This window comes from Rhodomicrobium udaipurense JA643 (genome assembly GCF_000636015.1).
Lineage (GTDB): Bacteria > Pseudomonadota > Alphaproteobacteria > Rhizobiales > Rhodomicrobiaceae > Rhodomicrobium > Rhodomicrobium udaipurense.
On record NZ_JFZJ01000019.1, the window covers coordinates 1 to 13,566 of the forward strand.

At 62.7% G+C, this 13,566-nt stretch carries 15 protein-coding genes; 12 read left to right on the top strand and 3 right to left on the bottom strand.

Features of this window, described 5'->3' with window-relative positions; translation table 11 throughout:
* Together T281_RS04820 and hisN are read left to right on the top strand one after the other, a co-directional pair.
* Nucleotides 1-241 (top strand): N-formylglutamate amidohydrolase (locus T281_RS04820; protein ID WP_037235063.1); only part of this gene is annotated, 241 nt, incomplete at its 5' end.
* Between the two features lie 300 nt (nt 242-541).
* The gene (gene hisN / locus T281_RS04825) at nt 542-1,327 is read left to right on the top strand and encodes a histidinol-phosphatase (protein ID WP_052037053.1); all 786 of its coding nucleotides are present in this window, start codon (nt 542-544) and stop codon (nt 1,325-1,327) included.
* A 205-nt stretch (nt 1,328-1,532) separates the two neighbouring features.
* Here the strand turns inward: hisN and T281_RS04830 are convergent, their stop codons facing one another.
* Complete coding sequence (locus tag T281_RS04830) at nt 1,533-2,237, bottom strand: hypothetical protein (protein ID WP_037235064.1); 705 nt, start codon at nt 2,235-2,237, stop codon at nt 1,533-1,535.
* A gap of 240 nt (nt 2,238-2,477) precedes the next feature.
* On the opposite strand from T281_RS04830, the gene T281_RS04835 reads away from it, so the two are divergent.
* Entirely contained in the window at nt 2,478-2,957 is a 480-nt protein-coding gene (locus T281_RS04835; protein WP_037235065.1) for a pyridoxamine 5'-phosphate oxidase family protein, read from the top strand.
* Nucleotides 2,958-2,977: 20 nt separating this feature from the next.
* Here T281_RS04835 and T281_RS04840 read toward each other — a convergent pair whose 3' ends face one another.
* Nucleotides 2,978-3,847 (bottom strand): FTR1 family iron permease, encoded by an 870-nt coding sequence (locus tag T281_RS04840; RefSeq protein WP_037235066.1) that lies wholly within the window; start codon nt 3,845-3,847, stop codon nt 2,978-2,980.
* Between the two features lie 440 nt (nt 3,848-4,287).
* On the opposite strand from T281_RS04840, the gene T281_RS04845 reads away from it, so the two are divergent.
* Nucleotides 4,288-4,548, top strand: a complete 261-nt coding sequence (locus tag T281_RS04845) for a hypothetical protein (protein ID WP_037235067.1) — start codon at nt 4,288-4,290, stop codon at nt 4,546-4,548.
* A 46-nt stretch (nt 4,549-4,594) separates the two neighbouring features.
* Here the strand turns inward: T281_RS04845 and T281_RS04850 are convergent, their stop codons facing one another.
* Nucleotides 4,595-5,119 (bottom strand): Spy/CpxP family protein refolding chaperone, encoded by a 525-nt coding sequence (locus tag T281_RS04850; RefSeq protein WP_052037055.1) that lies wholly within the window; start codon nt 5,117-5,119, stop codon nt 4,595-4,597.
* Between the two features lie 402 nt (nt 5,120-5,521).
* Here T281_RS04850 and T281_RS04855 point away from each other — a divergent pair, with 402 nt between their 5' ends.
* The 8 genes from T281_RS04855 to T281_RS04890 all read left to right on the top strand — a co-directional run bounded on the left by T281_RS04855 (nt 5,522) and on the right by T281_RS04890 (nt 13,071).
* Nucleotides 5,522-7,090 (top strand): trypsin-like peptidase domain-containing protein, encoded by a 1,569-nt coding sequence (locus T281_RS04855; RefSeq protein WP_052037058.1) that lies wholly within the window; start codon nt 5,522-5,524, stop codon nt 7,088-7,090.
* A gap of 261 nt (nt 7,091-7,351) precedes the next feature.
* On the top strand, nt 7,352-7,762 hold the full coding sequence (locus T281_RS04860) for a tellurite resistance TerB family protein (RefSeq protein ID WP_037235068.1): 411 nt from the start codon (nt 7,352-7,354) through the stop codon (nt 7,760-7,762).
* An 88-nt stretch (nt 7,763-7,850) separates the two neighbouring features.
* Nucleotides 7,851-8,726, top strand: a complete 876-nt coding sequence (gene dapF, locus T281_RS04865) for a diaminopimelate epimerase (RefSeq protein WP_037235069.1) — start codon at nt 7,851-7,853, stop codon at nt 8,724-8,726.
* Entirely contained in the window at nt 8,723-9,976 is a 1,254-nt protein-coding gene (mtaB, locus tag T281_RS04870) for a tRNA (N(6)-L-threonylcarbamoyladenosine(37)-C(2))-methylthiotransferase MtaB (protein ID WP_037235078.1), read from the top strand. The genes dapF and mtaB overlap by 4 nt, the downstream gene beginning before the upstream one ends.
* The gene (ftsY, locus tag T281_RS04875; RefSeq protein WP_037235081.1) at nt 9,973-11,208 is read left to right on the top strand and encodes a signal recognition particle-docking protein FtsY; all 1,236 of its coding nucleotides are present in this window, start codon (nt 9,973-9,975) and stop codon (nt 11,206-11,208) included. The genes mtaB and ftsY overlap by 4 nt, the downstream gene beginning before the upstream one ends.
* Before the next feature lie 35 nt (nt 11,209-11,243).
* On the top strand, nt 11,244-11,864 hold the full coding sequence (locus T281_RS04880; RefSeq protein WP_052037060.1) for a septation protein A: 621 nt from the start codon (nt 11,244-11,246) through the stop codon (nt 11,862-11,864).
* Between the two features lie 99 nt (nt 11,865-11,963).
* Nucleotides 11,964-12,488 (top strand): MarR family winged helix-turn-helix transcriptional regulator, encoded by a 525-nt coding sequence (locus T281_RS04885; protein ID WP_037235157.1) that lies wholly within the window; start codon nt 11,964-11,966, stop codon nt 12,486-12,488.
* Nucleotides 12,489-12,540: 52 nt separating this feature from the next.
* Nucleotides 12,541-13,071, top strand: a complete 531-nt coding sequence (locus T281_RS04890; RefSeq protein ID WP_037235084.1) for a GNAT family N-acetyltransferase — start codon at nt 12,541-12,543, stop codon at nt 13,069-13,071.
* Nucleotides 13,072-13,566: the final 495 nt, after the last annotated feature.

The window sequence follows — 13,566 nt, forward strand, 5'->3', positions numbered from 1 at the left end:
CTATCGCGTCGGCCTCAACAAGCCTTACGCGGGCGGCTACATCACCGAGCATTTCGGCAAGCCGCGACACGGCATCCACGCGCTCCAGATCGAGGTCGACCGCAGCATCTACATGAACGAGGAAACCTTCGAAAAGACGCCCGCGTTCATGAGCCTCCAGCGCGACATGTCGCACGTCGTGTCCACGCTGGTGCAGGAGTTGCCGCGCTGGAGCGGAGGCTATAAGGTCGCCGCCGAGTGATGTGATTGCGGTCTCGCGCGAACCGGCCTTGGACGAGGGCAAAAAAAAGAGGCCATCCAAAAGATTGAACGGCCCCAAGTCTAGGGAGGAAACGCCCAAGGAGGGCAGCGACACGCGTAATGAACGCATATCGCACCGCAGTAATATCGCATTGCAACGCACAAAACACAAGAGCGAGTTGTGGTGTGCACCGCCGAGGCGGTTTCGGCAACAATCTTTTCGTCAATGCGGCCTGTACGAAATATCTGTCAAGTTGCATACGATTCCACGCACTATGTCGACAAACGGGGAGTGTCTGACGTGCCGATAGCCTTTGAATCGCTGCTCGAAACAGCCCACAAGCTCGCAAACGCGGCGAGCAGCGTCACTTTGTCTCACTTTCGCACTGGAACAAACGCGGATCACAAGGGTGGCTCGTCTTTCGATCCCGTGACCGTAGCCGACCGGGGTGCGGAAGAGGCTATGCGCGCGATTATCCGGCGCGATTTCCCGGATCATGGCATCGCCGGCGAAGAGTTCGCACCGGTGAACGAGGGCGCGGACTATGTCTGGAGCCTCGATCCCATCGACGGCACGCGCTCCTATATCACCGGTCTGCCGATCTGGGGCACGTTGATCGGCGTTCTCTATCAGGGGAAGCCGGTCCTTGGCGTCATGGACCAGCCCTTCATCGGTGAGCGTTTCTGGAGCGACGAGCAGGCCGCGTGGTACCGCGGACCGAACGGCCTCAGGCGTTGCAGGACGAGGACATGCGCGAGCCTCGGCGACGCTTTGCTGACGGCGACCACCCCGGATATGTTCGAGGGCGAGGATGCTACGCATTTCGATCGGCTCGCCGGTTCCGTGCGCATGCGCCGCTTCGGCGGTGACTGTTACGCCTACGGCATGCTCGCGCTTGGCCAGATCGACATCGTGGCGGAGGCGTGCCTGAAGCCGTTCGACATCGTTGCGCTGATCCCCATCGTTGAAAAGGCGGGTGGTGCGGTGAAGACTTGGGACGGCGGCGAGCCGCAGGCGGCAGGGCGCTGCATCGCTGTTGGCGATCCTGCGTTGCTGGATGTCGCGCTCGACCGGCTGCGAGGCTGACGCGAGGGGGGCGGCGACGGAGCCAAGAGGCCCCAAAGGTCGAGGTCGCCTCGGCGCGCGGCTGGCGTGCAAAAGAAACATGAGGCGGTTCGGTCAATATAAGCTCCGCCGACGCCTTCACGCTCCCGGCGCTCGAACGCTTCCCTCAACTCGCGGGACGGCTCTCGCCACAATTTTGAAGCGTCTGGCTGCGCCGCGCCCGACGCTATCCGCCCCTCGTGTGCTTCTGGAAGACGACCCAGAGTTTCTCATCGGAACCGTAAAGCTGAATCGTGTCTGCGGATGGCCCGCCCCAGTAGTCCTTGCCTTCCTCCGACCTGTCGGGCCTTCCAAAAAGGGACACGAAGGCTGGCTTCAGGCTCTGGGCAGTCGCATAGGGGTTATCTTTCGGCGAAAGGATCGCGGTGATTTTCGAGGCGGTCGTGTGGTCTTCCGGGTTCACGTCCTCAGGCTCGAACTCGACACTGAGTGTGAAGTTGCCGTTGCTTATGTGGAGGCGTTGCTGGCATTGCTTTCGCCCGTTGCGGCAGGTTTCATGGAGCGTCGCGGGCTCGGTGAAGAAACCCGACCCGTCGACCGTGCGCTTCACGAACGAAAAGCTGTCGCCGAGCTGGATGCCGAACACGCTGCACGCGGAAATGTCGGAGATTTTCTTTTCCCTGACGGCGCATGGCTTCGCGCCCGAGAACAGGAGGCGGCGGAAGTTTTCCTTGACCGCGTCGCGATCAAGAGTAGCGCCATCGGACGTGGCCACATAGGACCGCACCGACGCGGGCACCAGGCTCTTCTTGTCGCTCAATGAACTCCACGCGAGCCACACCGAAAAGCCGACAAGCCCCAGGATGCCAAGCGAGTACAACGTGGAAAGGAGCACTCGCTCCCAGAGATTGTGAAACGCCTTGTCATCCATCGATTTGACCACTCACACGAAAAACGCGACACGTGTTTTATGAAACTTTTATCTTTCGCCAAGCATGCCGCATAGGCCGTCGACGCATTGATGCACAGCTTAAGGCCGTGAATTCATGAATCGCGCCGAGTCGGAACGGCGGACGGGCCACCTTGTTGAATTCCCAAAAGGCGCGAGCAAAAGGCGGAACGCGAAACGGCGTTTCCATCTCGCGGTCCGACGAAGCGGAAGGAGAGAAGGGTGGATACGCATCAGCAAGGGTTCGCGAAGCTCGTCACAATGATAGACGCCATCGAGGTCGGCATGCTGACGACAGCCGACGAAGCCGGTCACATGCGGTCGCGGCCCATGGCGACGCAGCGCGCGGAAGATGGCTGTCTGTGGTTTTTTACGAGCCGGGATTCACCGAAAGTCGAGGAGATCCGGAAGGATTGCCAGGTGAACGTCAGCTATAGCGACCCCGCGAACCAGATCTTCGTATCGGTTTCCGGCCTCGCGCGCACACTCCGGGACGAGGCCAGAATCCGCGAGCTGTGGACGGGGCAGGCTCAGCGCTGGTTTCCGGAAGGCCCGGAAGACCCCCGCATCGCGCTGCTTTCGGTTGAAATAACAGCAGCGGAATATTGGGACGTGGACGCCTGCAAAATGCGCGCGTTGCTTAAGACGAACGCCTCCCCCAGCGAGCTGGTCGCCGCGACCGAGCACAAGGCGCTGTCGTAAGGAGCTTGGGGAAAGCCGCGCTAGCCTCGCACCCCATGGCGCTCGGCGGGTGAGATATTCGGTCGATGCGCGCCCCGGCGCTTTGCGTGCTGGATATGGCTGAGCCGCATCATCCCGAAGATCCCGAACAGCGTCGCGAGATAGGCCGCGACCTGAAGCCACGACGGACGGTCATCATAGCCGACGAGCGTTTGCATCATCACACCGAACAGCGTGTTCGTTGAGAGGAAGCCCGACGTATTCCACGCCGTGTCCACCCAGACCGACACGATGTCCGCGTCCTGAAGGATTCTGACGCATTGCGACGCCATGCCGGCCGCGAGCAGCGCAATCAGGACGCCCGTCACGGAGAAGAGATAACGCGTCGGGATGCGGACAAGACCGGCGTAGGTCAAGGCGGTGAGCGCGATGCCGCCGCCAAGCCCGAGCATGCCGCCAGCGAGCATCATGGAGCCGCTTTCGCGCGACGCGATGGCGTTGCCGTAGAGGAACAGGACGACTTCCGCGCCTTCGCGCAGCACCGCGACGGCGACCACGATGGCAAGCGCCGTCAGCGACTTGGCTCCCTCCGCGACGGCGGCACCCGCAGCCGAAAGCTCGGCCGCCATCTGCTTGCCGTGGCTCGCCATCCAGACATTATGCCAGGTCAACATCACCACCGCGAGCGCGAGCACGCCCGCGTTGAAGACCTTCTGCCCTTCGCCGTCGAGCGCCTCCGACAGGCTGCCCGCGAAGATCGCGAGGAGCGCCGCGCCAATAAGCCCCGCGCTGATGCCGCCCGCCACGAACCAGCCGCGCGAAGGCACGCCCTTGGTCGCCGCGAGCACGATCCCGACGATAAGCCCGGCTTCGATGACTTCCCTGAAAACGATTATGGCGGCGGCCAGCATGCGATGCTCCTGAGCCGGACGCGCATGAACCCGCGCATCGCCCTGATATACCAGACGCGTGCCGCAGATCTCAAGCGCACCAGCGCGAAATAAAGAAGGCGCGTATCATCCTCCTGTAATGCGCGGCAGACACGCGTGCAATATTTATCTTCTCGAATTAGATTTGTTCTAAATTATCGCGCCACGCCCGAGGAATGCTTTGCGCCCCCTCGCGGCGTTCGAAAATCGACTTGGCTTCGCAAGTGAAGGACGGGCGCGCGGCACGTTCATCTTGAGAACGCAGCGCCGTGGCGGATCGCCGCTCGCAGCTTTCGGGCTGGTACGCGCTGAAAGGTTTCCTAAATTAGTGCGTCCGCTTTCTCGTCCCGGTGATATAAGTGTCTGGCGGGAGCGATCCGGACAAGCGCGCCGTTATCCCTTCTCGGGAGGATCAAAGGTCTATGTTCATCGAACTTCACGACACCAATGGCAACCTCACGCTGATCTGCGTGGAGGATATCCAGCGCGTGCGCAAGGGCGCTCACGGCGGCTCCGACATCTTTATGAACGAGTTGGACGGCTGGGTGCAAGTGGGCGAGAGCGTCGCTGCGGTTCGCGACCTTATCATCAAGGCCGGCGATATCGTGACGGCGGCGGCGAAGGTGGACAGCGGCAAGCCGATCCGGCTTCAGCCGCTCGATAATCCGCGCGAAAAGGATTGAGGGTCGAGAGGGCGACGCGTCGCCCTCTGTCAATGACCGGTGGCCGTTATCCGCGACCACCGCCGCGGCGTTTCGCAACGCGGCCAAGCCCCTCGTCTCCCGCCTTCAGCATCGCGACGAGCCTGCGCTTCTGCGCTTCGTTCAACGACTGGTAAAGCGGCTCGGCGGCGTCCGCGAGCTTCTTCAGCGACCCGCCCCGCTCCTCAAGCTGCTCCGCGCGCTCCTTGATTGCCTGAATTGCATCTTCGGGCTTCTGCCGATCGCGCTTGGCAAGCCGCTGATCCATGCGCTTCTGCATGATATCGCGCAAAGCCTGCTCGACGGGCGGCCAGTTCTTTTCCTGATCCTGCGTGAGCTTCAGCCCCGCTTTCAGGCCCGCGATGCGCGCATCCGCAAAAGCTTTCATGTCGTCCCGGCCGAATCGGAACTTCTTCTGCTCGGTCTGGCGCGGTTGCGGCTGCGCCTGCGGGCTTTGCGCGCCGTTGTCGTCAGCATCGGCCCGCTGCGCATAGACGGACGACGGTCCGAGAAGCGCGAGCGCCATCACGCCCGCGACGATAGACTTGTTCATGTGGCTTCCTCCACTTTAAAGACTCTCATTTGATAAGGTAACGGTGGAGACACCCGTCAAGTTCGATCCTGATCGGAGCAATAACAGGGCATTAATGCGCCTGTATCGCCGCAACATGGCGATGCTCGCCTTCAGGAAACGATGTTTGCAACCAATAAAATTCCCATCAAATTTACCCGCTGCCGTAATTTCGACAATGCGATTGCGGATCACTCAAGAGCGGCGTGGGGCTTTATCTCATCGTTTATGAAATAACCAAGGCATTTGATAAAAATTTTATAAGTTTACCATAGGGCAACATTAGTATTCCTTAAACAAATTCTCTACCTTAGCTTTCATCTTGAACTAGGCGGCAGCGGAGCCTTCGCTGCCCGCGTTAATTCTTCAAGACACGGAAAGTTCATGCCGAATATGCCTGCCAAAGACCAAGCTCCGATCAAGAAGATATCGCGTCGCTCGCCCCTGTCGCTGGTCAGTCGCAATCTTGTCGGCGCCTCCGCGGTTGCCTTCTGCGTGATCGCGGGTGCTGGAGCCTACCAGTTGCAAGCTGCGCCGGATGTTGCACCGCAAAGCGAGACGACGAGCCATCTGCCGAGCTTTACGGCGCTCGCGGAACGCGTTTCGCCGTCCGTCGTATCGGTGCGCGTGAAGGCCGACCCGCGCCTTATCGCCTCGCAGGACGGTGGGGCCGATGAGCGCTCTCCCGATGGCAACAAGGACAATCCTTTCAGCGGCACGCCGCTTGAACGCTTCTTCGCGGGGCCGAAAGGTCTCATGCCCCCCGACCCAAAGGGCAAGGACAAGAAGGGCGGAACGCCTGGCGCGCCCGTGCTCGGACAGGGCTCCGGCTTTTTCATCTCGCAGGACGGCTACATCGTCACGAACAACCACGTCGTGGAAGGCGCGATGAAGGTTGAGGTGCTGACGACCGAAGGCCGCGTATTGCCCGCCAAGATCATCGGCACCGATGCAGGCACCGACCTCGCACTTCTGAAGGTGGAAGGGCGCAATTTCCCGGCGATCAAGTTCAGCAAAGGCGACGTCAAGGTCGGCGAATGGGTTATCGCGCTCGGTAATCCGTTCGGCCTCGAAGGCACGGTCACGGCAGGCATCGTATCGGCGCGCGGCCGCGACATCGGCATGGGCGCCTATGACAACTTCATCCAGATCGACGCTTCGGTGAACCAGGGCAACTCCGGCGGCCCGACCTTCAATCAGTCGGGCGAGGTGATCGGCGTCAACACAGCCATCTTCTCGCCATCCGGCGGTTCGGTCGGTATTGCGTTCGCCGTGCCCGCCAGGACCGTTGAAACCATCGTCGCGCAGTTGAAGGAAAAAGGCCGCGTGACGCGCGGCTGGCTCGGCGTCGAGGTGCAGCCCGTGACGCCGGAACTCGCCGACAGCCTCGGCCTCCGCGACCCGCAAGGCGCGCTCGTGACCTCGCTCATGCAGGGCAGCCCGGCCGACAAGGGCGGCCTGCTGCGCGGCGATGTCGTGCTCAAGATCAACGAAGGCGATGTGAAGGACAGCCGCGATCTCGCGCGCCGGATCGCTTCCATTCCGCCGCAGACCGCCGTCCGCCTCGCGATCTTCCGCAACGGCAGGCGCGAAGCCCTTGCCGTCAAGCTGACGGAACTGAAGGATGAATCGAAGCTGCCCAGCGGCCGGAGCGGCCCCGCGCTGCAATCGGAAATCGGCGGCCTCGGCATCTCCGTCGCGCCCATGGTGAGCGGCCCCCGCGGCGCACCCGGCCTCGCTATCGTGGAAATCCGCCCGGACGGCAAAGCCGCCGATGTCGGCCTCGTGCAGGGCGACGTGATCCTCGCGGCGAACGGCTCGGATCTGTTCACGCCCGACGCGCTGGAGGCGGCGCTTCGCAACGCCCGCGCCATCGGCAAGTATCACGCGCTGACGCTCGTTCAGCGCGGTGCGACGCAGGTCTTCGTCGCGCTGCCGACCGGCGCTCGCTGACAGCAAAAAGTTGAGGGGCGGGTCGGGGGCGGTTTCGCCCCCGATTTGCGTTTGCGTAGGCGCGCACATCGGCTGTTGGAGAAGCGGCTCGAGTCTCGTACGATCACGGCTTGCGCCGCCTCGCGCGGCAACCTAGATCTGAGCGGTTAAAGCATTTCCAGGAAGTGGGAGCCAGTTTTCCATTGGGAATTGCGATATAGGAACAAGATAGAGTGCTTCGTTGAAACGGACGGAAGCGCTCTAACCAACGGACCCCGCGCCATGCCGAAGATCACGCCCACTGAAGCTCTCATCTATGTCATGATCACGATGTCCGCCGCGGATCGGCAGATCTCGGACCGGGAGCTCGACCGCATCGCGCAAATCGTGAAGCATCTGCCCGTTTTCCTCGGCTTCGATGAGAACACGCTCGCGAAAACGGCCGAACGCTGCGGTAACATGCTGAGCGAAGACGAGGGGCTGGAGCATCTGCTCGAACTCGTATCGACGTCCCTGCCCAAGAAGCTCCACGAGACGGCCTATGCCTTGGCGGTGGAGGTCGCGGCTGCGGATCTCAAGGTGCCCGACGAGGAAATCCGCCTACTCGAAATCATCCGCGACGCGCTGCACCTCGACAAGCTCGTGTGCGTGGCCATCGAGCGCGCCGCCCGCGCGCGGCACCAGACGCTCTGAGTCAAGCCAAGTCCACAACCTGCTTTGCAAAGCGCCTGCGCGCCGTCTATATAACGCCTACCGATTTCCCTGAAAGGCGCGCGTGCGGATGGCTTTCTCGCACATATCATTCAAGAAGATGAACGGCCTCGGCAACGACTTCGCCGTGCTCGACGCGCGTGCGAACGGCGTCCGGCTGACGGCCGACGAAGCGAGCGGCATCGCCAACCGCGAGACGGGCGTCGGCTGCGATCAGGTGATCGTGCTGGAGCCGTCGAGCCGCGCGGATGTGTTCATGCGCATCCTGAACGCGGACGGCTCCGAGGTCGGCGCATGCGGCAATGCGAGCCGCTGCGTCGGCGCGCTGTTGGCTGCGGAACTCGGGCGCGAACGCGTCACCATCGAGACGGCGGCGGGCGTGCTCGACGCGCGCATCGCGGGCAACGGCCTCGTGACGGTGGACATGGGCGCGCCGCATTTCGGCTGGCGCGACATTCCGCTCGCGAAGGAGGAGCCGGACACCCGCGCTATCTCGCTCGCGATCACGCTTCCCGATGGCCGCGTACTGGAAGGGCCGAGCGTCGCCAATGTCGGCAACCCGCACGCCATTTTCTGGGTGGCCGACGTCGACGCCTACGACCTCGCCACGTTCGGTGGTGCGCTGGAATACGATCCGATCTTTCCCGAGCGCGCCAACATTTCGCTCGCCGAAGTGATCGACGGTAGCGCGGTGAAGCTGCGCGTATGGGAGCGCGGCGCGGGCATCACGCAAGCCTGCGGCACCGCCGCCTGCGCCACCGCCGTTTCCGCCGCGCGCACTGGTCGCACGGGCCGCACCGTCGAAATCCGCCTGCCCGGCGGCGTCATCGGCATCGAGTGGCGCGCGGACGACGACCACATCCTCATGACCGGCCCCGTCGCGCACGAGTTTGAAGGCACGCTGACGCTGTCCGGCGGCGGCGTAACGGTGGCGCGCGAATCATGACCGTCGATGTCATCACCTTTGGCTGCCGCCTCAACACTTACGAAAGCGAAGTGGCGAAGAAGCACGCGCAGGACGCAGGCGTGACCGACGCCGTGATCGTCAACACCTGCGCGGTGACGGGCGAGGCCGTGCGGCAGGCGCGGCAGGCGATCCGCAAGCTTCGCCGCGAGCGGCCCGGCGCCAAGATCATCGTCACGGGTTGCGCCGCGCAGATCGAGCCTGAAACCTTCGCCGACATGGACGAAGCCGATCACGTCATCGGCAACGGCGAGAAGACGAGCGCCGCGACGTTTCTGAGCCTCGCGGCGGGCGACCTCGCTCGCGTGCGGGTGAACGACATCGCGAGCGTCCGCGAGACCGCGCCGCATATGATCTCCGGATTCGGCAGCCGCGCGCGCGCCTATGTCGAGGTGCAGAACGGCTGCGACCACCGCTGCACCTTCTGCGTGATTCCGTTCGGGCGCGGGCCGTCGCGCTCGGTGCCTGCGGGCGAAGTCGTCCACCAGATCCGCGCGCTCGTAGAGGACGGCTATCGCGAGGTCGTGCTGACGGGCGTTGACCTCACCTCCTATGGCGCGGATCTGCCCGGCGAAATGAAGCTCGGCCGCCTCGTGCGTACCGTGCTGCGCCTCGTGCCGGAGCTGCCACGCCTGCGCATCTCCTCCATTGACACTATCGAAGCGGACGACGCGCTCATCGACGCCTTCGCCGAGGAAGAGCGGCTCATGCCGCACCTTCACCTCTCGCTGCAATCGGGCGACAACCTCATCTTGAAGCGCATGAAGCGCCGCCACGCCCGCGAGGACGTCATCCGCTTCTGCCGCGAGATGCGCGAGATCCGCCCGGACATGGTTTTCGGTGCGGACCTCATCGCAGGCTTCCCGACCGAGGACGAAGCCATGTTCGAGAACACGATACGGCTCGCCGATGAATGCGGCCTGTCCTTCATGCACGTGTTCCCCTATTCGCCGCGCCCGAAGACGGCCGCCGCACGCATGCCGCAGCTCGACCGCGCGCTTGTGAGGGAACGCGCCGCACGGCTTCGCGGGAAGGCCGATACGCGGCTCGGCACGCATCTCGCGGGTGAAACGGGCAAGGTGTTCGAGGTGCTGATGGAGCGCGAGCGCGTCGGCCGGACGCCCGGCTTTACGGAAATTGAAATTGCAGGCGGCGCGGAACGCGGCGGCATCGTGCGCGCACGCGCCACCGGCCACGACAAGCGCCACCTCATCGGGGAGTGCCTGGCATGAGCGAAGATAAGCGCGGCCTGTTCGGGTCGGTCCGTATGTTCGGCATCGGCAAGAAGGAACAGCCGAAGCCCGCAGCGCCGGAACCTGAGGCGGTCGAGGTTGAAACGCCACTGGCGGAGCCTGTTCGACACGCGGATTATGATTCCGTTGCTCTGGCCGAAGCGCCTGTCGCCGCCGAAAGCTGGAAAGATTTCGAAATCCTGGACGAGCCGCGAGGCGATGCGGTCATCGAGGCCTTTCAGGCTCCTTCCGAGCCATTGCCCGCGCCGGTGCAGCCTGCGCCAACCGCCGCACCCGCACCCGAAGAAAAGCCGCGCCTCGGCTGGCTCCAGCGCCTCAAGCACGGGCTGACGAAGACCTCGTCGAAGCTCACCGAAGGCATCACCGGCGTCTTCACCAAGCGCAAGCTCGACGACGACACGCTTGAAGAACTCGAAGACCTGCTGATCCAGTCGGACCTCGGCCTCGCCGTCTCGGCTCGCGTGGTCGGCGCGCTCAAGAAGGCGCGCTACAACAGCGACATCTCGCCGGAAGAAGTGCGCGCGATCCTCGCCGCCGAGGTGGAGAAGGTGCTCGGCCCGGTCGCGCAGCCGCTCGAAATCGACACATCGAAGAAGCCCTACGTCGTTCTCATGGTCGGCGTGAACGGCACCGGCAAGACGACGACAATCGGCAAATATGCAAAGCAGTTTACCGAGCAGGGGCTGAAGGTCATGCTCGCGGCGGGCGACACGTTCCGCGCGGCGGCCATCGAGCAATTGAAGGTTTGGGGCGAGCGCACGGGCGCACCTGTCGTCTCGGGCGCGCAAGGTGCGGACGCCGCTGGGCTCGCTTTCGACGCGCTCACCCGTGCAAAGAAAGAGGGCGCCGACCTTCTCATCATCGACACGGCGGGCCGCCTCCAGAACAAGACCGGGCTCATGGCCGAGCTTGAAAAAATCATCCGCGTGATCCGCAAGGTGGACCCGGAAGCCCCGCATTCGGTTCTTCTCACGCTCGACGCGACGACGGGGCAGAACGCACTTTCCCAGGTCGAGATTTTCGGCAAGACCGCAGGCGTCACGGGCCTTATCATGACGAAGCTCGACGGCACGGCGCGCGGCGGTATCCTCGTCGCCATCGCAGCCAAGCACGGTCTGCCGGTGCATGCCATCGGCGTCGGCGAGAGCGCAAGCGATTTGCAAGCTTTCTCTGCGCAGGATTTTGCACGCGCCATCGCGGGCGTCAGTTGAAGTCGGAGGGTTCAGTAGTGGCAGGTTTGGAAGCGATGAAGTCCGAGGCGATCAAGGCGAAGACCGAGGCGGCGAATCCGGTCGACAAGACCTCGATCCTGAAACTTCTGCTGGATGTCGGGCCGCTCGCGATTTTCTTCATCATGAACGGCCGGGCGGGTATTTTCTACGCCACGGGCGCGTTCATGGTCGCGACCGTGATTTCGCTCGTCGCAAGCCGCCTGCTGTTCAAGCGAATCCCCGTCATCGCGCTGGTCACTGGCGTGTTCGTCATGGTCTTCGGCGCGCTCACCATCTGGCTGCACGACGACACATTCATCAAGGTCAAGCCGACCATCGTGAACTGCCTGTTCGTGGTCATCCTCGCCACCGGGCTTTACTTCCGCCGCCCGCTCCTGAAGCTCGCGCTCGGTGAGGTCTTCAAGATGGAGGACGAGGGATGGCGCATTCTCACCCTGCGGTGGATCGGGTTCTTCGCCGTCCTCGCGGTGTTGAACGAGGTCATGTGGCGCAACTTCTCGACCGACACGTGGGTCACATTCAAGTCGTTCGGCATCATGCCGCTGACCTTCGTCTTCATGCTGTCCCAGGTCGCGCTGATCATGCGCTATCAGATACCGGAGGCCGAGCCGGAAGCCTCCGAAGCCAAAAGTTAGGGACGTCGGAGAATTCTTTCCGTGCGCTGTATGGAACCTCCGGTTGCCGTATCCATTTCTCGTGATAGGCTCAGAGCTTAACCCGAGTGCCGGATGACAATGCTGGACACAAAATCAGGAGCGGGGCAAACGGGCAGACGGCGGAAGAAGACCCCCGCAAGCCGTGCCCCCGCCATCGACTCCTCGATCATTCATCTTCTCCACCGCGCCAGCCAGAGGGCTTCGGAGATCTTCGCGCAGGAAACGCGGGATTTCGATCTGACTGCGCGGCAATATGCTGTGGTTACAACCGTGGCGCGGCATGAGGGCCTGAGCCAGACCGATCTCGTCCGTCTGACGGGCATCGACCGCTCTACGCTCGCCGATGTGGTGCAGCGCCTTCTGAAGCGTGGGATCATCGAGCGCGAGCGCACGATGCGCGACGGGCGGACCTATGCCGTAAGCCTGTCGGCGGATGGGCGCGAGCTTCTCGACGCGATCAAGCCGATTGCGCGCCGTGCCGATCGACTTGTCATGAGTTGCCTCGGCGATGAAGACGGCAAGCTCGTCGCGCAAATCCTGTCCCGACTGCTGCGAAAAGCCGACGAAGAAGGCGATGACGTTTTTATGAAACCCGCGCGTTAGGTTGCACGCGAACGATCTCGCCAACCGAAAAGGTTGGATGTAGAGTATCCATATGGGCGCGAACCTTATCAGTTTCAGACTGGCGTCGTCGAAAGACGCTAATGCGGTGGCGGCGATTCATGACGCTGCGTGGCGCTCGACCTATCAGGGCATCATTCCGCACCTGCACCTTGAGCGCATGATTGCGAGACGTGGTCCGCGCTGGTGGCAGCAGCAGGTTGAGCGCGGCGCTAACGTGACGCTCCTCATGTTCGACGGTGTGCCGCAGGGCTATGCTACATGGGGGAAGGCGCGGGGCACCTGGCCGTGGGAAGCTGGCGAAATCTTCGAGCTTTACGTGAACCCCGCTTTTCAGGGCATCGGCCTCGGCACGCGACTTTTCGCCACTGTTAAGGACGCGCTCAAGCGGGAGGGGCTGAAACGGCTCGTCGTGTGGGCGCTGAAGGACAATGAGACGGCCTGCGCCTTCTATGGCGGGCTCGGCGGCTCCATTGTCGCGGCCACGCCGGAGCGCTACGGCGATGTTTCATTGACGCGCGTCGCCTTCGCTTGGGGCGTGAACGTGAAATCGTCCAAGGCCTGACGGGCTTTTGCGCGAAGAGTCGGCGCATCCACCGCATCAAATGGTCGGCGTGCCGCGTTCCGCATAGCAATCACATTCCCCGTTTGAATACGCGACCCAGATCGCCGAGACCGCGCGCGGGCTTCCCGCCGCTGAACCACGCCTGTCTTCGGCCTGTGCACCTCGTTCCCGCTCATTTTCGCGCCGAAGCAGGCAATGCGTGCATAAAAGCACAGGTCAAGCAAATTTCGTTTTCCGGCCTTATTTTCGTCCAACCGCTGAGGCATCAATATCACATCACAAGGCGGCGACGGTTCAGGCCCCCTCAGAAATTGGCGCCGCTTGTGAGAGTTGAGTCGGCTGTAAAGCGTCCAAGTGTGCGTTTGGTAGCGTCAGCGTTCTGTAGCGTTTGTTGAGTATCAGTAAGCGCGTGGCCGGTTATGCGTAGCGCTTTCGCCCCGTGGACCGACGTAAGATTTGGTTTACGAGTTTGGTTTAGAGTTCTCGCAACCAAGG

What these genes read in the sequence shown, in the direction of transcription:
- T281_RS04845 (WP_037235067.1), top strand. Translation starts at nt 4,288, where the DNA reads ATGTTCATCGAACTTCACGACACCAATGGCAACCTCACGCTGATCTGC.
- dapF (WP_037235069.1), top strand. Translation starts at nt 7,851, where the DNA reads ATGGCTTTCTCGCACATATCATTCAAGAAGATGAACGGCCTCGGCAAC.
- T281_RS04880 (WP_052037060.1), top strand. Translation starts at nt 11,244, where the DNA reads ATGAAGTCCGAGGCGATCAAGGCGAAGACCGAGGCGGCGAATCCGGTC.
- mtaB (WP_037235078.1), top strand. Translation starts at nt 8,723, where the DNA reads ATGACCGTCGATGTCATCACCTTTGGCTGCCGCCTCAACACTTACGAA.
- T281_RS04860 (WP_037235068.1), top strand. Translation starts at nt 7,352, where the DNA reads ATGCCGAAGATCACGCCCACTGAAGCTCTCATCTATGTCATGATCACG.
- T281_RS04890 (WP_037235084.1), top strand. Translation starts at nt 12,541, where the DNA reads ATGGGCGCGAACCTTATCAGTTTCAGACTGGCGTCGTCGAAAGACGCT.
- T281_RS04855 (WP_052037058.1), top strand. Translation starts at nt 5,522, where the DNA reads ATGCCGAATATGCCTGCCAAAGACCAAGCTCCGATCAAGAAGATATCG.
- T281_RS04840 (WP_037235066.1), bottom strand. Translation starts at nt 3,847, where the DNA reads ATGCTGGCCGCCGCCATAATCGTTTTCAGGGAAGTCATCGAAGCCGGG.
- ftsY (WP_037235081.1), top strand. Translation starts at nt 9,973, where the DNA reads ATGAGCGAAGATAAGCGCGGCCTGTTCGGGTCGGTCCGTATGTTCGGC.
- T281_RS04850 (WP_052037055.1), bottom strand. Translation starts at nt 5,119, where the DNA reads ATGAACAAGTCTATCGTCGCGGGCGTGATGGCGCTCGCGCTTCTCGGA.
- T281_RS04830 (WP_037235064.1), bottom strand. Translation starts at nt 2,237, where the DNA reads ATGGATGACAAGGCGTTTCACAATCTCTGGGAGCGAGTGCTCCTTTCC.
- T281_RS04885 (WP_037235157.1), top strand. Translation starts at nt 11,964, where the DNA reads ATGCTGGACACAAAATCAGGAGCGGGGCAAACGGGCAGACGGCGGAAG.